This is a genomic window from Paenibacillus sp. FSL R5-0928 (assembly GCF_037970385.1).
Taxonomy (GTDB): Bacteria; Bacillota; Bacilli; order Paenibacillales; family Paenibacillaceae; genus Paenibacillus_AQ; species Paenibacillus_AQ odorifer.
This window is the reverse complement of record NZ_CP150225.1, coordinates 4520332-4539492: the sequence shown is the minus strand read 5'-3', so window position 1 is coordinate 4539492 and position 19161 is coordinate 4520332. Positions and strand designations below refer to the sequence as shown.

General features: G+C 43.7%; 18 protein-coding genes. 16 read left to right on the top strand and 2 right to left on the bottom strand.

The genetic code is table 11. The features are described 5' to 3' along the window. Nucleotides 1–99 precede the first annotated feature (99 nt). The 6 genes from MKZ16_RS20465 to hcp all read left to right on the top strand — a co-directional run bounded on the left by MKZ16_RS20465 (nucleotide 100) and on the right by hcp (nucleotide 6600). Nucleotides 100–825, top strand: coding sequence for a LytTR family DNA-binding domain-containing protein (locus MKZ16_RS20465; protein WP_038572112.1), 726 nt, complete (start codon nucleotides 100–102; stop codon nucleotides 823–825). Between the two features lie 159 nt (nucleotides 826–984). Continuing rightward, on the top strand, nucleotides 985–2148 hold the full coding sequence (locus MKZ16_RS20460; RefSeq protein ID WP_179089022.1) for a sensor histidine kinase: 1164 nt from the start codon (nucleotides 985–987) through the stop codon (nucleotides 2146–2148). Between the two features lie 110 nt (nucleotides 2149–2258). Continuing rightward, nucleotides 2259–2867 carry a CPBP family intramembrane glutamic endopeptidase gene (locus MKZ16_RS20455; protein WP_036688777.1) on the top strand — a complete coding sequence of 203 codons (609 nt, stop codon included), beginning with the start codon at nucleotides 2259–2261 and terminating at the stop codon, nucleotides 2865–2867. Nucleotides 2868–3067: 200 nt separating this feature from the next. After that, nucleotides 3068–3625, top strand: coding sequence for a cysteine hydrolase family protein (locus MKZ16_RS20450; RefSeq protein WP_036688775.1), 558 nt, complete (start codon nucleotides 3068–3070; stop codon nucleotides 3623–3625). A gap of 188 nt (nucleotides 3626–3813) precedes the next feature. After that, complete coding sequence (locus MKZ16_RS20445; protein WP_143758664.1) at nucleotides 3814–5214, top strand: MFS transporter; 1401 nt, start codon at nucleotides 3814–3816, stop codon at nucleotides 5212–5214. Nucleotides 5215–5307: 93 nt separating this feature from the next. Further along, a complete protein-coding gene (gene hcp, locus MKZ16_RS20440; RefSeq protein WP_036688774.1) occupies nucleotides 5308–6600 on the top strand; it encodes a hydroxylamine reductase in 1293 nt (430 codons plus the stop codon). Nucleotides 6601–6737: 137 nt separating this feature from the next. On the opposite strand, the gene MKZ16_RS20435 is transcribed toward hcp, so the two are convergent. Beyond that, nucleotides 6738–7496 carry an SDR family NAD(P)-dependent oxidoreductase gene (locus tag MKZ16_RS20435; protein ID WP_076100281.1) on the bottom strand — a complete coding sequence of 253 codons (759 nt, stop codon included), beginning with the start codon at nucleotides 7494–7496 and terminating at the stop codon, nucleotides 6738–6740. Between the two features lie 135 nt (nucleotides 7497–7631). On the opposite strand from MKZ16_RS20435, the gene MKZ16_RS20430 reads away from it, so the two are divergent. From MKZ16_RS20430 to MKZ16_RS20390, 9 genes are all read left to right on the top strand, one after another. Then, complete coding sequence (locus MKZ16_RS20430) at nucleotides 7632–8003, top strand: MerR family transcriptional regulator (protein ID WP_038572105.1); 372 nt, start codon at nucleotides 7632–7634, stop codon at nucleotides 8001–8003. Nucleotides 8004–8292: 289 nt separating this feature from the next. Next, nucleotides 8293–10224: an AraC family transcriptional regulator gene (locus MKZ16_RS20425; RefSeq protein WP_076100283.1), complete on the top strand. Its 1932-nt coding sequence runs from the start codon at nucleotides 8293–8295 to the stop codon at nucleotides 10222–10224. 426 nt (nucleotides 10225–10650) lie between these two features. Beyond that, complete coding sequence (locus MKZ16_RS20420; RefSeq protein ID WP_036688772.1) at nucleotides 10651–11223, top strand: hypothetical protein; 573 nt, start codon at nucleotides 10651–10653, stop codon at nucleotides 11221–11223. 140 nt (nucleotides 11224–11363) lie between these two features. After that, nucleotides 11364–11909: a hypothetical protein gene (locus tag MKZ16_RS20415; RefSeq protein WP_339814647.1), complete on the top strand. Its 546-nt coding sequence runs from the start codon at nucleotides 11364–11366 to the stop codon at nucleotides 11907–11909. A gap of 181 nt (nucleotides 11910–12090) precedes the next feature. Next, a complete protein-coding gene (locus MKZ16_RS20410; protein WP_076104951.1) occupies nucleotides 12091–12840 on the top strand; it encodes a hypothetical protein in 750 nt (249 codons plus the stop codon). A gap of 37 nt (nucleotides 12841–12877) precedes the next feature. After that, complete coding sequence (locus tag MKZ16_RS20405; protein WP_076100287.1) at nucleotides 12878–13444, top strand: hypothetical protein; 567 nt, start codon at nucleotides 12878–12880, stop codon at nucleotides 13442–13444. Nucleotides 13445–13507: 63 nt separating this feature from the next. Then, nucleotides 13508–14059 carry a DUF4303 domain-containing protein gene (locus tag MKZ16_RS20400; protein ID WP_038572095.1) on the top strand — a complete coding sequence of 184 codons (552 nt, stop codon included), beginning with the start codon at nucleotides 13508–13510 and terminating at the stop codon, nucleotides 14057–14059. A 126-nt stretch (nucleotides 14060–14185) separates the two neighbouring features. Then, nucleotides 14186–15580, top strand: coding sequence for a hypothetical protein (locus MKZ16_RS20395; RefSeq protein WP_076104950.1), 1395 nt, complete (start codon nucleotides 14186–14188; stop codon nucleotides 15578–15580). 34 nt (nucleotides 15581–15614) lie between these two features. Beyond that, on the top strand, nucleotides 15615–16823 hold the full coding sequence (locus MKZ16_RS20390; RefSeq protein WP_038572092.1) for a hypothetical protein: 1209 nt from the start codon (nucleotides 15615–15617) through the stop codon (nucleotides 16821–16823). A 102-nt stretch (nucleotides 16824–16925) separates the two neighbouring features. Here the strand turns inward: MKZ16_RS20390 and MKZ16_RS20385 are convergent, their stop codons facing one another. Further along, nucleotides 16926–17399, bottom strand: coding sequence for a hypothetical protein (locus tag MKZ16_RS20385; RefSeq protein ID WP_038572090.1), 474 nt, complete (start codon nucleotides 17397–17399; stop codon nucleotides 16926–16928). Nucleotides 17400–17668: 269 nt separating this feature from the next. Here MKZ16_RS20385 and MKZ16_RS20380 point away from each other — a divergent pair, with 269 nt between their 5' ends. Beyond that, complete coding sequence (locus MKZ16_RS20380; protein ID WP_076104949.1) at nucleotides 17669–18937, top strand: hypothetical protein; 1269 nt, start codon at nucleotides 17669–17671, stop codon at nucleotides 18935–18937. The last annotated feature ends 224 nt before the right edge of the window (nucleotides 18938–19161 follow it).

The following is a 19161-nucleotide window of genomic DNA, read 5'->3' as shown; positions in this document are numbered from 1 at the left end:
TTTATTGGCCGGTCCGAGAGGATCGGCTTTTTGTCGGTTCTTCATATTTTTCCAAATTATAATATGATAGAATTACGTTCACTTGGAGGGATACATAATATGAATCTTAACATTGCTATCTGTGACGATCAGAGGCAAGATGCCTCGCGGTTGGAAGAATTACTCAAGAAGCAGATGACTAGCCTGCAAGGGATGACCGCCTCTATTGAGATTTATGAATCAGGCCAAACCCTGCTTCAGACAATGACGTCTACCGCATACGATATAGTTTATCTGGATATGGAGATGCCCGAGTATAACGGTATAGAAGTTGCAGAGAAGATCCGGCTCAAAGATGCCAGGGTATTAATTATTTATGTCACCAGCCATACAAGTTATATGAGAAGAAGCTTTGCGGTTCATCCCTTTCGCTATTTGCTGAAACCTATTGATGAACATGAACTGCAGACCGCCACAGTCAAAGCCATTCAGCAATGCTTGCAAAGAAACAATGTGCTGACATTCTCAATCCATCATATGAGCTATAATTTAAGGGTAGATGATATTATGTATATCACGGTAGAACGAGGTAAAAAGTTGGTCCTTTATACTGAACAAGAGACTTACTCGTATTATGGCAAACTGGGAGATTTGGAAGGACAGCTGGGATCACATGATTTCTGTCGCGTACATACGGGATTCCTAGTAAATTGGCTGCATGTTCGTTCTTTAAGCAAGGAACTTATTCAGCTGAAGAACGGGGTGGAACTTCCAGTCAGCCGCAGTAAAAGCTCTGATTCTTTACGGTCATACCATGCCTTTATAGAAAAGAGGCTCTTAAGATAAATGTCTTTCATCCGGGAGATTAGTCCTTACTTTTTTGGTGTATTTATGCTCATCCTTATATATGTTCCGCAAGGGGTCACATTTTATATTTTTCTCAAGAAATTTCTAATCCTGAACAGGAGCAAAAAGTCATTTATAGGCTGTCTTATTATCTTTTATATGGTTAAATCGCTTACTGCTGCTAGCTTATCTCTAGTTGATTCGGTCATCCTTCACCTGATTGTATATAGTCTGATTACTATTGTTTATTTCCGCGGCAGTGTGCTACAAAAGCTGTTCTTTAGCAGTTTCTATACAGTGTTTACGGTTGTTATTGAAATGCTGGTATGGTATGGGATTCAGCATATCCCGCTCAATACCGGTGGAATAAATGAAGCTAATTTTTGGTGGTTATCTTTTGCTTTCCTATTTGTTATTTTGCTAAGCATCATGTTATGTCTGCTATTGTTGCGGTTATTCAAAGTGGACACCACTACGTTATTGTCGAATCAGGATTGGGCTGTGTTGAATCTTGTTTCGGCGGGTTCTTTGCTTATTATTATTGTGAATCTGAGATATTCCAGTGATAAACCTTTTAATATTCCGCTTGATTTTGTGTTCATTCTGCTTGGTATTCTTGTAATTAATGTGGCTGTAATGTTTATATATCAAAAGTTAATGAAACGGATGCAGATCGAATTCCATAATCATGTGCTTCAGCAGCAAGTGAAGGATTACACGAGTAAACTGAAAGATAATCAGGAAGCACAGCGTTTGCGGCATGATCTGAATCATGTGCTGATCCTTATTCATTCTCTGCTGGATGAAGGCGCTTTAGAAGAAGCCAAGCGATATATTGCAGAGGTTGCTTCGACACAGGAGGCGGGAGAAAAGTTTATTTCTTCTGGAAATATCGCTATTGATGCCATTTATAATGAGAAATTCGCAAAAGCTGAGCTACATCAAGTTACAATGCAATCTCATTTTCGCATCCCGCAGGACCTGTCACTTGCAGGCAAAGAGGTTGATATTGCAATTATTCTAGGCAATGCATTAGATAATGCAATTGAAGGGGTTCAGAGATTACCAGAGTCAGAGCAGAATGTTATTGAGCTGGAAGTAATTTATACCGAAGGGTTATTGGTGATTTCTTTAAAGAATCCTGCATCTCTGCTTACAGAGGACGGGCAGGGCTCTTTTTTGTCCAGCAAGCGGAACTTTGGGAGTAGAGGGTTCGGAATCGAAAGCATTGAGTATGCGGTTCAACAGCTTCAAGGAAGCGTCAGTTTCAGATATGAGAATGGGCAGTTCATGATGTTGGCGGTATTACCACTGCCTGAGTAGCAATCCGAAACCAACTACTCCACCTAACCTGCAAGTTACGGTCTCTTCCCGCGGGCAAGCAGCGGTCCATGATATATTGAGGCTGTTCTTATTAAAGGGAGGGTATTCCGTTGACATTGTCATTGCTCATCAGTGCAGTCCTTCAGCTCATCTTATTCAGCATCATTCCCTATACATACTGGTTTTTTACAAGCAGAACAACATCATCCTTTGCCATGTGGATTGGCTGGAAGAAACCCCAATTGATTTCTAGGAAGCAGTTCATACTATGTTTTATACTTACGATGACTATATTCACCAGTCTGGGAATGCTTACAGCAATCTACATGCTGGATAGGAATACTTTGGCCAGCTCACAGTTTTATGGTACAGGTCTTAAAGGTTTGATTCCGGCATTGATTTATTCTTGGTTGCAGACTAGCTTGTCCGAAGAGATTCTGTTCCGCGGCTTCATTGGAAAACGGTTAAGTTCGAAATTCGGATTCGGAATTGGAAACTGTGCTCAAGCTTTATTATTTGGTGTCGTACATGCTGTGCTGTTATACAGTAGTGCCGGATTTTTGAATTCTGCTGTTGTAATGCTTCTTACGGGTCTTGTGGGTTGGAGTATCGGAATATTGAATGAGAAGTTATCCGGCGGTTCGATCATTCCAGGTTGGGTCCTGCACGGGCTGACTAATCTGATTTCCTCCATTTTTATGATGTATCAATGGATGTAGCGATCAAAGTTTTTAGAGAGTACATTTTAAAAATATGGTAAACTAAAAAAGTCTTAAATTATAAGATTAAAGTTTATATACCATTTTTATTGGGAGGTAGATATTATGAAAAACAATGTCAGCTTGCAAAATTATATGGGGAAAACGTTTAACTGATCAAGCGTGTTAGCGTTCCCCACCATTCGAAAGGGGAAAATCATTTGAATCAGGTATTATTAATCATCGATGCACAACAAGAATTAATGGATGGAAACGAAAAGGAAAGTGCGGTATTCAATAAAGAGCAGCTTATCCGGAATATTAATAAAGTGATTGAACAAGCAAAAGAAGCCAATGTCGAAGTTGTGTTTGTTAGGGATCTTGATGTCGCTGAAGGAACAGGTGCAGGCTTTCAAGTGCACAATGAAATCAATAGGTCTGTAAATGCCAAAATCTTTGATAAGCTGGCAACGAATTCTTTTCACGGAACTGAACTGCTACAATATCTGAAAGATCAGCAGATTGAGCATGTGGTCATTATGGGATGTAAAACTCAACACTGCATCGATACTGCGGTTCGGACGGCTACGGTTAGCGGCATGGATGTTACATTGGTCGGAGATGGTCATTCTACAACGGGCAATGATGTTTTAAGTGCAGAACAAATCATCAAGCATCACAATAAAACATTACATGGGCACTACAATGTCGAACATTTTTCTATGGTCAGAAGTTCCGAAGAAGATTTGTTTCGCCCAACGCATGACTCTTATAGATAATAATTCAGAGGCGGCACTTAAATGTGCCGCTTTTTGCTGTTTTGCATTACCTCTGATTTTCCTCACCTATTCTGATAGACATATTCGCCTAAACCATTTCCATCCCATCTTTATGGGATTGTTCTTGCAAGGGATCTACTTATAATTGTTAGTAATTCTTAAACAATATGAGTAGGGACGGGATCAACATGATAGCAGCAAAAGATATAGAGTTTAAAAGCAGACACGGGCAGCGGCTGGGGATGATGGCGGCTATTTGTATGGGGGCGTTTATTTCCCATTTTACAGCCGGAATTGTGAATGTGTCGCTTCCTTTTATTGTGGATTATTTTCAGACAGAGCTTGGGAAGGGATTATGGATCACAACAGGGTATCTGCTAGTGATTACGGCACTTCTTCCTGTTATGGGGAAACTGGGCGACCGTTATGGTTTTCGCCGGATTCACAATCTTGGATTTGTGATCTTTACTGTGGGTTCCATCCTGGTCGCTTTTTCACCTAATTTACCAATATTGCTAACGCTCAGAGTTATACAGGGAGTAGGAGCTGCGATGTTCCAAGCAACTAATATTGCGCTCATCACCATTCATATGCCGAAAGAGCAAAGAGGACGTGCACTCGGAATTTTAAGTACAGCTGTCGCACTGGGCGGGATGACGGGACCTATAGCGGGAGGTTTGATTGCAGAGTGGCTGAGCTGGAAATGGTTATTTTTAATCCATGTTCCTGTGGCGATTGTGGCTACAATTATGGCATATCGGTACATACCCAACCGTGTGCAAGAGCGCAAACCGGGTGCTATCAGCTTCGTGGGGGCCAGCTTGTTTATGGCATTCATCACCTTGGTTCTTCTCGTAATAACAAATGGGAGCAAATGGGGCTGGGTGTCCGTGTGGACGATGACAAGTTTGGTGGGGGGTTTCTTGTTACTGATTACTTTTCTATTCTGGGAACGGAAGCAAAAGAATCCTTTTCTACCCTTACAAGCTTTGAAAATTCCAACTGTAGCGGGAGGCTTGATCGTTAGCTGTGCCTCTTTTATTCTGTCTAATACATTGCTTGTCCTTATTCCATTTTATTTGATGGGGGCGGCGGCTCCGTTCTCGTCATCTACGACAGGATATATTATGGCGGCTTATCCCATTGCCTTGGCGTTTGCAGGTCCTCTCGCAGGCTACTGTTCCGACCGTTATGGCTCTCATCGTCTGATGCTTATGGGACTGAGCTGTATGGGAAGCGGGTTTATCTTGTTGCTGGTGTATTTAGACCATATACCGGTTTATGGAATCGCGGCGATTCTATCTCTTATAGGCCTTGGTATGGGGCTCATTGCCTCTCCTAATAATAGCTTCATTATGCAGCAGACACCTCGGGAATACGTGGGTTCGATTGGCGGATTAATTGCTTTAACAAGAAATGCGGGGATGGTCTTTGGCTCAGCACTTGGACTTGGTGTGATGAGTGGAGAGACAGGACAAGGGAGTCAGTTACAGGCGTTCAAATTGGTTTTTGAGATTAATATTTTCATTTGTTTAGGCGTTATTGTATTAATGATTGTTATAAATAGAAGGTCATTTAAATCTGCTTGATCTAAAAAAATGTGTGTGTAATCACAACTCAAGGTTTGGTGTTCTGTTACGTTGGAAGTAACGAATGATTATCTAGATATGGAGGATAACGATATGTTTTGTTACCAATGTGAACAGACACCGAATGGCGGATGCACCGTTGTAGGGGTATGTGGCAAAAATGAAACCATTGCGAGTTTACAAGATACGATGATTTTTGCATTAAAAGGAATTGCAGCTTATGCGACACATGCCCGGCAGCTAGGATATAGCGACCCCGAGGTGGATCGTATCACCCACGAAGCTTTGTATATGACGTTGACCAATTCCAACTTTAATACGCAGGAACATTTGGAGATGGCGATGAAGGTCGGAGATGCGGCGGTGCGCATCATGGATGTACTGGATCGTGCGCATACGGACCGCTTTGGCATTCCGCAACCAATCACAGTCAGTCAGAACAAAATTGAAGGTCAATGTATTGTTGTGACTGGACATAATTTATATGCGTTGGAGGAATTACTGCGGCAGACAGAGGGGAAAGGCATCAACATTTATACTCACTCAGAAATGCTGCCTGCGCATGGATATCCTGCACTCAAAAAGTATAAGCATCTTAAAGGCAACATCGGCAAAGCGTGGTATGATCAGCGTAGATTGTTTGAGCAGTTTCCCGGTGCAATTCTTGCTACCACAAACTGTGTAATGCCGATTAAAGGCACTTATGCAGACCGCTTTTTCTCATATGAAGTAGCGGGGCTGGAAGGTGTAGAGAAAATAACGGGCGACGACTTCTCCCCACTAATTAATCGAGCGTTGTCCCTACCTGCGGCTGATGTAGAGTCAGATCTGGTACTCACGACCGGATATCATCATGAAACTGTAATCGGGTTAGCACCAGAGATCATTCAAGCAGTCAAAGACGGGCATATCCGCCGGTTTTTCGTCATTGCAGGCTGTGATGCGCCAGGTACGGGCGGGAATTACTACCGTGAGTTGGCGACTTCCTTACCGAACGATACCGTCATTTTAACTACTTCTTGCGGAAAGTTCCGCTTTAATGACGTAGATTATGGCACCGTTGGAGACACCGGTATTCCGCGTTACATTGACCTTGGGCAATGTAATAATTCCGGTTCTACAGTGAAGATTGCCATGGCTCTGGCTGAGGCATTTGAGTGTACGGTGAACGAGCTGCCTGTCAGCATCGTGCTGTCTTGGTTTGAGCAAAAAGCAGTGGCCATTCTGCTAGGCTTGTTCAGTCTCGGCATTCAGGACATCCGCATCGGACCAAAGCCACCCGAGTTCATCTCGCCAGGTGTACTGGATGTGTTGGTAGAGCTTTTTGGATTGAAGCTAATTACTACTGCTGAGGAAGATATGAACGCGATGTTGGCGTTGTCGTAGAGTAAAAATCAAAGGTTGCCGCCCATAAGGGATTGGCAGCCTTTTTTTGATAGGGGATTTAGGAGATACATCATTGTCGAAGCACGGCGATCCGTAAAGGATGATCATGCTTCTTAACTTGCCATTACGAGATGAACTTATCGCGTGCTCGCCACATAATTATAGAGGGTATCTCTCAACTCGAACTCGTACGTCAAACCATTAACAATCCCCACAACATGATCGTTGTCATACAGATCAAGCATGAATACAGCCATTTCCTTCGCGGTATGATATTTCGGCACAGTCCCATGATATTCGAATTCGGGGACATCGAAAGAAAGCTTCGCGAATTCTGTTTCTGTTGCGGCAGGTGCCAGCACTTTAGCCTGCATAAGTGCACCTTGACTCTTCAACTCATGAGAGAGTCCTTCAGTAAAGGCACTCACATAGAACTTAGTCGCACAGTACGTAATGGCATTTCCCACAATCGTATAGCCGCCACCGGATGAAACGTTGATTAATTGTGTTCCTTCAACATTGGAGTAATCACGAACGAATAGAGAGGAAAGGATCGTCAACGATTCAATGTTCAGATGCAGCATTGCAGAAATTTTATCTAAATCTTGCTTGGCCACTGAAGCGAAATTTCCAAATCCCGCATTGTTGATCCAAGTTTCGATTTCGAACCCTTGTAGATCCTCATAAAGCTTATAAGCATTACTAGAAACGGATAAGTCAGTCACTCGAATAACGACAACTACATCGGGGTAGTTATGATTGATTTCAGATTTTAGCTCCTCCAGTTGCTCCCTTCTGCGGGCTGTAACAATTAAGTTTTTACCGCGAGCCGCAAAGGCTAGAGCGGTTTCATAACCTATACCTGAACTGGCGCCTGTAACTACAGTATATTTCATGTGAATTCCTCCGTTTTTACAAGAATATTTAGTGTTTCAACAACGATGTAATCATAAATCTTAGAGTTTACTCTAAGTCAAATGTTTTTTATAATTATGGGGACTCTTAAAATCAACATAGATTCGGGGGCTTGTATGTATACGATCAGCGATGTAGCCAAATTACTAGGGATTACCGCATATACACTGAGATATTATGAAAAGGAAAAGATTATTGCTCCGATACGGAATGCGAATGGAGAAAGAATATATGATGACTCCAATCTTGCTTGGCTGCGATTTGTGATGAGGTTGAAACAAACCCAAATGCCGATCTCACAAATTAGAGAATATGCGCAGTTATATTTAGAAGGAGAGCATACGGCCCAAGCCCGCTTGAACCTTCTTGAGAATCATAGTAACTCTATACAGAGCCAAATCAGAAACTTAACAGCCACAGAGAAGATGTTGAAAGACAAAATTGCAGCCTACAAAAATTCCCTTACGAAAGAGACAGGCATTCACTAAGCAGGCAACATAAAAGTATGCTAATGATTAAGATAATTGAGAGTTCAAAGAAAGGGCCCTCACGATTCATTGATAGACGCTAGTTCCGCACGTATGTTTGCGGAACTAGCGTCTTTTGCTTTTGGGCTAGACTCCGGCAAAATAGCCGTATGCCTAGCTATTCGCATCCTCGTCTCATTCGGCAATACCTTATTGACAGCGCTAGATGTATTCGTTATTGTGTTTAGAAACATGATTCAATTGAGAATGATTATCTCTTGAGAATTTAAAGGGAGTTTGCGAATCAGCTATGGACGTTCTGAAACTTATACAAATATGGAACCAGGTGATTATGAGTGTGCTGGACGTAAGGCTAAAGCAGGCCGGAACCGAGAACGATTTGAATCAATACCGTTTGCCAGCAAGCGCATTTATATTCGCTTTCCAAGGACAAGGCGAGTTGTGGGTTGATGATGAGGTGTGGCTGTGCGATCGTTTTCATGTACTGCACGCCGGGAAAGGCTCTTTGGTGACGGTTCGGAGCCGAGAAGCGCTGAATGTATATATCGTACTCTACAAAGCGTCTCTCCCCGCTTCGGCCTCGCGCGAATTTCATATGATGATGGAGGAATCCGACCCGTTTCTGGAAAGCTGGGGGTTCCCGCCTGGCGAACCGCTGGCCATGCTCGAGCTGCTTCAAACGATACGCGACGGTTGGCTTAATTCTGACGACGGATTGACCCGGCTGTCGGCCAAGGGAGACTTTATCCGCTTCGTTCACGCTGTCCTGAGGGAGCGTCTGTTCGGAGCCGGTGAGCCATCTTTATCGGAGCAAGTTATTCGGCATTTGTCCAGGAATTACCGCCAGCCGATCTCGTTTGAGGAGCTTGCTCGGCAATTGAATTACAGCCAACAATACATTTCGCGAAAATTTAAAGAACAGACGGGGCTCAGTCCGCTGGACTACGTCATTCGTTTCCGAATGGAAGATGCGAAGGCTCTGCTGGCCGGCACGATAGCAACGCAACAGGAAATAGCATCACATGTCGGTTATCCGGACCTCATTTATTTCAGCCGCATGTTCAAAAAGTATGCCGGCATGACGCCAGGCCAATATCGTAAACGATACGGCCAGTTCGTTTCAGATTATGCAAGGAATATGTCACAATCGTCCGTTGTTCTAAGCCGGTCATTAAGCTATCCTTTTTATGTGAGTGATATTGATTATCAATTTCAACAGGATGGGGCGAATAAAATGACTAGAGCAACCAGAAGTTTTTATGCAGTGATGCTGTTATGTTTGACCGTGATGTTAACAGCTTGTGGTGGGGCGGTGAACAACGGAGGCGCAACGAACAGCCAGGTTGCCGTCAGCGCTTCTCCAACCATGGTCACCCAAGAGTCAGAGGTTTTGACATCTTCGGAGATCAAGGTAGTTAAGACTGCTTTCGGCGATGTCGAGGTTCCTGCACATCCTCAGCGCGTAGCGGCAATTTCTTATCTCGGCACCGTACTTGCGCTGGAAGTCCAGCCGATCGCAGCCGAATCGTTCTTGATGTCGAGTCCTTATCTTGAGGGAATGCTGGACGTCGTGACGGATGTAGGTGACTCATTAGAGAAGCTGCTGGAGCTCAATCCGGATTTAATCATAACGCATAATCCACAGCCTGAGGTAGTCGATAAATATCAGATGATCGCACCTACGGTATCTGTTCCTTACAATCAGTTTGCATCCATTCAGGAGGAAATGATGTATTTCGGCGACTTGCTGGATAAACGCGAGGAAGCGGAGAAATGGAACGAACAATTCGAGAAGGACATTGCAGACATTCGGGAGAAAGTCCAACAAGCCGTTCCCGAAGGAGAGACGCTTTCAATTATGCAAGAGTACGATGGAAACGTGAGCCTTTTTGGTCCGAAGTCGGGACGAGGCGGCCGGCTAATGTATGAAATAATGGGGTTGAAACCGCCGACGACGGTTCCAGAATTTATGCTGAAAGAATCCTATTATGAATTTTCGCTGGAGAAACTTTCGGAGTACATGGGTGATTATTTGATTCTGACGACAGAAGCCAGCTTGGAATCGCTGCAGGCTGATCCGATCTGGGGGACGCTCGAGCCGATTCGCAACAATCGGGTATTTTTATGGACGGAGAACCAATCCTGGTACCGCGACCCAATCGCCGTGAAAAGACAAATCAACGAATTGACCGACTGGATCATCGAGGCAGCGAGTCGGTAACTGCCCAAAGTATGGATTGATCGAACAACGGTAAGTTAAAATCAGAACTTGCCGTTACAGCCAGCACGCTGATCCGTACCATTAGTGACGACAGGAAATTTTTGAGCAGAAAGTTGGAGAGTGCTGTAATAAGGGTGTGAAATAGTTCGACAGAGGGTGTCCCAAACGTCATAAATTGACGTAGGGATACCCTCCTTTTTTAATGAGTGAGCGAAGCGAGAAGGAGGGAAGGAGCTAGAGATTGTGCTGAACGGTCAAGGTTATATCTCTTTCTATGCAAAGGTTATTTCCAAAATTCAGGTGAAAAGTAGGTAGACTCAGGACAAGCGATCACTATAATGGAAATATGAGACATTCATAGAGCCGATCAATAGGATATAAATAGAATCCGGCTGAGTAAAAAAAGCGATTAGAGGAGGCCATCTCGTGGGAAGATCATTCGCAAATTTGCATATCAAGTCGAACAACCTTGAGAAGACTGTCGAAGCATTAAGAGAGCTAAGCGAAGGGCATGCCAAAGTATTAGGCAAGTCCAATCATGAAGCTCCAGAGAGCAAAGTTGTCATGTACGTAAGCAAAAGCAACGAGAACTGGATCAGCGTGCTCCACGATTACTTTGTATGGGGTACGGTGAAGGAGGCCGGCAAAACGTTGTCCCAGCTTATCGGGGAGCCAGTGATGACCGCCGGATATATGAATGAGGAAATATTCGAGTTGTCGTTGTTCGAGAATGGAGACATTCAAGCCGAAAAGATCTTTTGTGAACAGTGGACGAGGGATGAATATGAACAACTCCGGGAAGAGCGTCTCAATGATGACTACCTGCGAAAAGCGTTGGATATCCGTAATGAGGATTTTGACGGCTTCATTGACATAACGAGTCCGGGACAAGCCGTAGATAAGCTGTCAGAACTCGTAAGTATGTCTTTATGGAGTGATTGGGAGTGGATCCCGTACGAAGAAACTCTCAGAAAACGATTTGTGAAATATGAATTTTGAAAATACACGAGCAAATGGCTAAGGACAGCTGAGATGACATTTTAGTACATGGCGGTGAGCGAAAAGAAATGGATAGATTAAAGAGCAGCGGATTTTATAAGCTTAGATTCTTCATAAGGCCGGAAGAGTTTGAAAGCGTTTTGAAGCTTTTTGAACATAAGCAAGCGCAATTTCATCTAACCAATTATGCCCAGACAGAGCATGATCTGAATCAGGTGTATGAGGCGTATAAGACCTTTTATGATTATTTTACGGCAGAAGAAAAAAGGAATGAGGGTCTCCCTTTCTTTGTTTATTCTATTTCTGTTGCGTCTGATAATGGAAGCTCTGGATTTTTCGCGAGAAATGAAGGTGTCTATTTTCCATATTACGGACAATGGGCAGAGGATGAACTGCCGTGTATCTTGCTATCATTTCCTAAAGGCTTTCAAATAGATTTGGAAGATGAAAAAGGGAAGTATTATATCTATGAGGATATTCGGGACCATAAGCCATTAACATATACGTTTTTCGATGAAATAACGGGTGCTATTAATAAAATGACAAGGCCGCTTCGCTTCTCGGCGCATGATGCAGATGCTATGAAGGAGCAAAAGCCTTCTGTGCGTATAAGCCATGGTGCGATGCAAGATTTGAGCAAATCGTGGATTTTCAATAAATATGGGCTTGTGATGGGTGGAAAATAGTTCAGGGCAAATGACACCGAAGCACTGGCCAAGCTGGAGAATTCAAAAATTGGGGATTGATATGTTGCACTCTCTAAAATTTCAGTATTATCTTGGATAAAAAAGCTCCTCAACCTGCAATATTTTAAAGAATTCTCTTATTTGGAAGAGTTGCATGTTGGGGGCAGCAGGAGGAGTATTTATGTACATCGTATCTCGGCCAAAACCGCTGTCTGATGACCAAAACCAAGCACTTGCGAAGGAAGATGCCGCTGTTTATCCACCAGGCTACCTCCGGTTTTTGCGGCGATTCGGCGAAGGAACTTACAGAGGGTGGTTGAATGTTCAGCTTCCGGATGCGGAGGTGCTCAAACCTTTTGCAGAGTACGGATTATGGGAGCATGACGAAAACAGCCCCATTACTGAGCAACAGATCGGGGAGTGTATCGTTATAGGTACAACGGTTGACGGTGATTTTCTGGCAGTGTATCCACAGACAGCTGGGCTGCTCTGGCTACCTCGGCATGCGGAGCACGTGAAGGCGATTTTCCTGCAGGTACCGGAGCAGGAAGACGAGGGGATGTACGCTTTGGTGCTGGACGAAATATATCGTCAGGTGTATGGAATCATTCAAGGGGAGAACGTCTATTATGAACCGTGGACGGGCACTCGCAGCCATCGCTTTTTGCGTTTGCCACAAGGGCAGGACCAGCTTACGCTACCCGAACTGGCTGGATTGTGCCAACATGAATTTCCGCCGGATTTGTTTTATGAGAATGCCTATGCTTGTTTCCTGTTCTACCGGCAGCTGGGAGGCTATGTACGATTGAATTATGCCTACCAGCAAGAGGTGGCCGTCTTCTATGAACAGGATACGGGGCAGGCGTTTGCCGATATGGAGCAGTGGCTCTTGTCGAAAGGCTGCGAAGCGATTTCAGAAAATAACAGCTGATCTGGGTGCTCCTTACGTATGGGAGAGGGAGGTAGGCATGAAACTAGTTTTTACTTTGGATACACATGGAACGTGTGTGGGTCAATTGAGAGATGAACTGCTGCCCTTAGAGGAATTAGCAAATACATGGGAGTTTCCCTATGATATCTTTTTTGTTTTGCGTGTTTTACCTGAAGGTTATGGTCGAAAAACATCCAGACGGTTTGATAGCAGGGATCATACCCTCGAATTAGATATCAGCATAAGTTATGAGCAATACCAACGGATGTCCAAGCATGAGCAACGTGAGGGATTAGGTATTCACCTTTTTAACTATTTGTCAGAGTCAGTTGCTAAATATAATAAGCATGCAGATAAGAAAACCCAAAATCAACTACTGGACCTAGTGAAAAAATGGATGCTCGAAAATAATTGGCTAAATGGAAAGTTAAATCAAGCACGGAAACTACTTTCGCAAGACATGGGTCTTTATGAAGTCAGCCAGAAATTGCAGATGCCATTAGAAGAGATTGAGTATATCCTTCTCCGTATGAATGACTATGAGCCAACTGATATTCATCCTGATAACCTTGTAGTAGAAAAAGCGCCGCCATATCATTTGTAGAAGGCTGGAGCTAATAGAAGACATCCTGCCTGAGCGGATCCACTAACGGAAAGGAGGAAGCCGATGCAAGAAATAGAGACGCTGGCGATAGAGATCGCCGATGCTGCTAGAACGTCTTTTCGCACTCTTTTTGAAAATGGCGAACGTTACTATTACTGTACTCTATACACTACTGGCGAGGGACATGCGCCAAGTATCTCCGCCTGGTCGTGGGAAGCTTTGGAGATGGAAGCAGCCAGGCAAGGAGTCGAAAGTGACACACCGGCATCGACGATTGCGGAACTTATCAAATGGTCTTATGCGGATTCGCCCTATTGTTGTTTCGGCGATGAGAACTTCGATAACGTTAAACAACGATTTACCGAGCGTCCTTTCATTGCGGATCTTGAGAATGACGAAGGGAATCGTGAGTTTGATTTGAGGCTGAAGGCCATGGAGCTGGCGATGAAAATGCTCGATGATGAAGGTGTGTTTGCCTTGAATCAACTGCGAGAGTCAGTATGCGTCCTTGTCGAAGTCATGCCGCCGGATGAGATCAATACTGAAATCGCCCTCCGTTTGAATCGGGCAGAATCTTCGGCTATGCAAGTATGGTTGGCGGAAGCGGCGGAGTAGAAGCCTCCGCTTTCGGGAACCGTCTTCTATATTCGGATTTAATAAAATGGTCGAGATTAAGCAGGGCGTAAGCCTTGGGGCATGTGAGGAAATAATGGAAATTTCAAAATGAAGGGAAAATAATGTATGAGCAATCTTTTCCGATTCATTCCTATTAGCCAGCTAGCAGATAAATTTCCCGAAGGATCTTGGTGGGCGAAGTTTTACCAAGATTTTAGTGACGAGCAACTTGCCGCTTACTATGAAGGGGATTTGACGCTGCCTTCTCTTAATCTAGATTGGGAGCAACCTTTCCCGCAACAAAAAGAGGTAATCATCATTTTTATAGAAGGAAATTTTACTGTAGACAATCTTTATAATAAAGAAACTGATGGCGCCATAGGGCTTATGGTGACCGGTAATTTGAGTGCAAAAAATATAGCTGTAGGAGGTCAGGAAATTTATGTTTCGGGCAACCTGATGATTGAGGAAATATTATGCGGCTCCTACAATCATGGGGAAACGATTGTTAAAGGTGATCTCAGCGCTGCGGTTTTAGTTCAGGATGACGAGTACAGTTTCAAAGTGGACGGCCATAAATCGATCGCCTGCTTAGTAAATGTGTGGGAGGGGGACGGTGTATTTCAGGAGCTTCCGGTGGACATTCATGAGGTGTTGATTGATGAAGTTTTTTTGGATATGGATGAGGATGAGGAGGACTTTTCCTTTGCCACACTGGTGAACGTAATTAAAGAAGGCCGTTCTGCTCTAAAAAAAATAAATGAATCCCCCACTAGCAAGAACGCAGTTCATTTATATTTCACCCATAACACGATCAATGAAGAAAATATATTGAAGTTGACGCAGTGTATTTTAATGCCAAGTGACAAGCCTTCTTTTAATTTTCGCGAGCAAGACGTTTTTTTCAAAGTTCAACTGGAGCATATTGATGCTGACGGGGATGAGCGGGATCTTAGCGTTTATATGAATGATAACCGGCATCACTATTATATTTGGCTGGAGCAAGATCATTCTGTCGGTTTGTTGAAGAGAACCATAGAAGAAGGGTCTGAGTGGGAGGACATTACAGAAGAGACTCAGGAACAACTAGCAGAGATTAGCGATTGCTGGACGATGTTGCTGACCTGCGTTAATATGGCTGAGCTTTATTTACCAAACATTGAGGTACAGTATGTGCAAGACATTTTGCAACACACTGTAATTCAGGAATTAAATTCGGAAGTGGAGGAGAATGGCGGGTTCTGGGACGGCTCCAAATGTTACAGCTTCCGTCAAACGCATACGGACGAGGACGGAGACCTCCTACATGGTCGGATTGAAATCAGGACTCCAGATGAAACGTATTATTTTTATACACTGGACAATGGAACTTATGTTTCCCGGCATTATCAGCCGCCCGATCAATATGGCAAGCAGGACATGCCCTATTTGGATCTTAGGCGCTGGGAAGCATCAGAGCGGTATTTTACAAGATTTAAACAATTTATTACTGAGAAGATAGAGTCAGGTGTGAATAGTTAGATCTTGATATGCTTTAGAGGAAAGGATGATAGAAATGCCAAATGATAGCCAAGCTGGTCCTTCAGCTGGTTCTGTTAGAGAAGTTGGTAGTTATCCTATCAACCTGACAGGTCCACGTAGTCATACTCTTGTCCTTAAGCCCGGTGTGGGCAGTCTATCAATGGGTCCGTCGCAATTGGGGAAAAAGGTTGACCTTCATGTCGCGTCTGATGCGCCTATCGATTGGACCGTATTCGATGTCTTTGCCACACCGGCCGGCTCTCCCTGGCCGAGATTTCTGCATTATACAGGCAGTGATTTAGGCTTCTTTGACTGGGCACAGAAACGTCCCATTGAAGAGATGACATGGACTCCGATCCTGTCTGCAGACACGGTGGCGGACGCCAGTCAGTCCAATTTGCATGGCTTGCATGTCAAGTTGGAACCATCCGGGAGGTCCCTTAGCCTAATACTTCCGAAGCAGCCTTTCCGCCTGAGTGTGTCTGGCGATCTATCACGCTTCTCGGCCACAGGTGATATGCCATCTTCTCTTACACTAGCACCGCGCACCGGCCGACGTAAGAATGATTCCCCTTTTTTGCTGCCCGATATGGGGGAGCTGCACCAGGTAACGAGCTTGACGCTACATAACGCACCGCTGGGACAGCCCATCTCGCTAGAGTGTCTAAACCGGTACCCAAACCTTAAATCACTGAGTTTGTGGGGAAACTTCTGCGATTTGAATCTATTGGCTCATCATACCGAGTTAACGAATCTGGAGCTGCGCTTCATGCCTGATCTGGAGGATTTGCCGACCTTGAACGCGTGGCCGTTGCTTGACAGATTTATCGCCTACAATGTGGAAGAGAGCGCTGGCAAGCATCTAAAAAAGCAAATGAAAACTCGCGCTGAAACCCGTCCTTGGACCGACCATGCTTCAGTGAGCCAATTACGAAAGCCAGAGTGGTGGACGACCGAGTTTGGCCGCCCATTCTCCTCCTGGACTAAACGTCTAGCCAAGCTGGCTAATGAAGCTTACAACGTTGCACAGGTAACCTTGTCCGAGGCCCATAGCTTTGCTGAAGCAGAGGCCGCCATTACCGCTTTCACCGTGCGCTTCAACAATCTTAAGGGCATCGAAACCACCGAACGAGAAGATCTTGGTGAAGCGGTATGGCAACTTAGCCAGTCTGACCACCTGATTGGCCAGCCTATCACAGAGGAGATGGCTCAACGCTGGTTCGATGCAGCGCGCGATTACTAAATGAATTGAAAGTCACACCCCTAGAATAGAAATCGGATTGACCCAGGGGTTTATCCAATGTCTATTCTAAGGGGTGCACTTTACTATACTGGCGGGGTTTTGTTATACGATCATCCCCATTTCTCGGAGTCTATCTTTAATTTTCTTTAAACGAGCTTCTTTTTCGCTGTCTTCAGTTAATACCTCTACAGATGTTTCGTTATACTTCTTAATGATCCTCTTTAAAGTTAATTCTTTCATTTCCTTTTTACTGTGGATGGTAACAGGAGGGACAGTTGTATAGTTTTCTATGGTCTTGGGATCTGCAGAAATTCGTTCTAGTAAACTAAGTAGAAGCACCAGTCTTTGCTGGCCCAACCTCGGAACTTGGTATAGTTTTTTCCATGTGGAATTTAATAGATGATCAAGGTCTGTATATCCCTTTGAGTATAAAGCGTTTATGAGGCCTGTTAAATTTGGACCCCGTTCTTCTTCATGAGCCACAGCAACAATACAAGCAATATTCTTAGAATAAAGATGCGCCGGAAGTGGAAAAAAATGTATTAATGCCGCATTTCCGTCGATGATGTCAATCATGATGATATACCTCCATTAAAATATGTGTTCACTATACATGTTTAGTATTCTGGCAAGGTTGTAAGTCAGTAGGGTGAATTTCCCTGACTTGGTACAATAGATTGATACACTCTGCATTATTAAACCCCAAGCTACTGATCATTTTCTGAACACCAGCAAAACCCATTACATAAGCTCTTAGAATATGTAGCAGATATGATTCGTTGCGCTTCATAATCATTGCTAAGTAATGATATGATATAGGCATCAATTTTGTGGGGTGCACTGATATGGATTTCCGAATCAAAGAACTAGTTAATGCTACACAGCAAACCTATGGATTGGACAACTACTACTTACATACAAATGAAATTTATCGCGAAGTTACGATGCTGGGAGAAACCGACTATTTGCTTAGTATGGAATGGTTTCCTTCTCACATTAAGGAATGGAAGGAGGATTATAATCCGGAAGGAACTGCAGTCATTACGCTTGACTTACTATCCCGCAACTATAAAAGTGTTATTTTTGTTGGAGGGAAATCTTATGCAAATCGAACACCATTCCAAAACATTGAAATAAACGGCGTTATTCAGTGGATGGAAGCTGAAGTAGGGCTTGAATATGGTAAACAATTCTACCTATTGAAGGAAGAAAGAGGAGAATATCATTTTGCCGAATGTATAGACGGTATCCCCATCTCCCCCGGCGGGCGAATGGAATTACGCTTCGATGCGGAAGGTAGGATTATTTTTTATAGTGTATATGGCCAGTTTCCTTCTAGCTCCCTTGTGCACAAAGAGCATTATTCTCTCACGCTTCAAGCGGTAGAGCCACTGGCGAAAAAACAACTACAGCTTATCGAATATCCAGTGTACGAGATGAAGCATCTCCTGCCGATCTATGGGATAGAAGAAATCTACATTACAAATGATGGAACAACCACAATTCCATTTGAGATGATATCAGGTACGAGAGCACGACTGAATATTGATCAAGTAATACATTGGGAGCAAGTGGACACGGAACAGTTCGCAAGGACGGAGATCCGTCTGCAAGAAGTAGTTACAATCGAACAGGCAGTAGCACGTGAGCCGCATCCAGATTCATTTTCAATCACAGACGTAGAACAAGCCCAATGTATAGCCGCAGTCGAAGCTGGTTTAAGCCAGCTCTATCCGGATGAATCCGGACAATGGATTCTGAAGACTTTACATCGGGAAAGAGGACATATTCAAGCGACATTGAGGGGGAATGCGCCAAGTAATCGTATTTTTCAGCGTAAGATCCTCCTGTTTATCGATACGAAAAATTATAAGGTTATAGATTATATGGATAACAAGTTAATGCTCGATACGTTTGATGAGTTCCAGAGCGAAGGGGAAATTGCTGTGAGCCATGACGAAGCTTATGACAAGCTCAGGGGATGGTTCGAATTAACACCCGTCTATGTGTATAATCCTGGGCAGAAGAAGTATGTGCTGTGCGGGAAGCTGGATTGTGATTTTGCAGTGAAGGCTACTAGCGGAGATGTGGTGGAGTTGGGTAGTTTGGATTGATAGTGAAACCAGATTGATTTAGTCAAAAAGATAACTTCCGAAACTCATGTCCAAGAGACATGGGTTTTTCTTTATGTAGTTGGATGCCAAAAATTTAGACTTAATGAAAATAATTGTATAAAAATTTGATTTACTCGCAGAGAAATTCTGGTGTATAGCGTCAAATATAAGTAGACGTTAGAAAAAAAGAAAGTTCCGTTAGGTACAATGTATGAAATGAGAGA

Excerpts from the sequence above, each read along its gene's own strand:
- MKZ16_RS20400 (WP_038572095.1), top strand. The coding sequence starts at position 13,508 with ATGCAAGAAATAGAGACGCTGGCGATAGAGATCGCCGATGCTGCTAGA.
- MKZ16_RS20435 (WP_076100281.1), bottom strand. The coding sequence starts at position 7,496 with ATGAAATATACTGTAGTTACAGGCGCCAGTTCAGGTATAGGTTATGAA.
- MKZ16_RS20430 (WP_038572105.1), top strand. The coding sequence starts at position 7,632 with ATGTATACGATCAGCGATGTAGCCAAATTACTAGGGATTACCGCATAT.
- MKZ16_RS20425 (WP_076100283.1), top strand. The coding sequence starts at position 8,293 with ATGGACGTTCTGAAACTTATACAAATATGGAACCAGGTGATTATGAGT.
- MKZ16_RS20385 (WP_038572090.1), bottom strand. The coding sequence starts at position 17,399 with ATGATTGACATCATCGACGGAAATGCGGCATTAATACATTTTTTTCCA.
- MKZ16_RS20410 (WP_076104951.1), top strand. The coding sequence starts at position 12,091 with ATGTACATCGTATCTCGGCCAAAACCGCTGTCTGATGACCAAAACCAA.
- hcp (WP_036688774.1), top strand. The coding sequence starts at position 5,308 with ATGTTTTGTTACCAATGTGAACAGACACCGAATGGCGGATGCACCGTT.
- MKZ16_RS20445 (WP_143758664.1), top strand. The coding sequence starts at position 3,814 with ATGATAGCAGCAAAAGATATAGAGTTTAAAAGCAGACACGGGCAGCGG.
- MKZ16_RS20395 (WP_076104950.1), top strand. The coding sequence starts at position 14,186 with ATGAGCAATCTTTTCCGATTCATTCCTATTAGCCAGCTAGCAGATAAA.
- MKZ16_RS20390 (WP_038572092.1), top strand. The coding sequence starts at position 15,615 with ATGCCAAATGATAGCCAAGCTGGTCCTTCAGCTGGTTCTGTTAGAGAA.
- MKZ16_RS20460 (WP_179089022.1), top strand. The coding sequence starts at position 985 with ATGGTTAAATCGCTTACTGCTGCTAGCTTATCTCTAGTTGATTCGGTC.
- MKZ16_RS20465 (WP_038572112.1), top strand. The coding sequence starts at position 100 with ATGAATCTTAACATTGCTATCTGTGACGATCAGAGGCAAGATGCCTCG.
- MKZ16_RS20405 (WP_076100287.1), top strand. The coding sequence starts at position 12,878 with ATGAAACTAGTTTTTACTTTGGATACACATGGAACGTGTGTGGGTCAA.
- MKZ16_RS20380 (WP_076104949.1), top strand. The coding sequence starts at position 17,669 with ATGGATTTCCGAATCAAAGAACTAGTTAATGCTACACAGCAAACCTAT.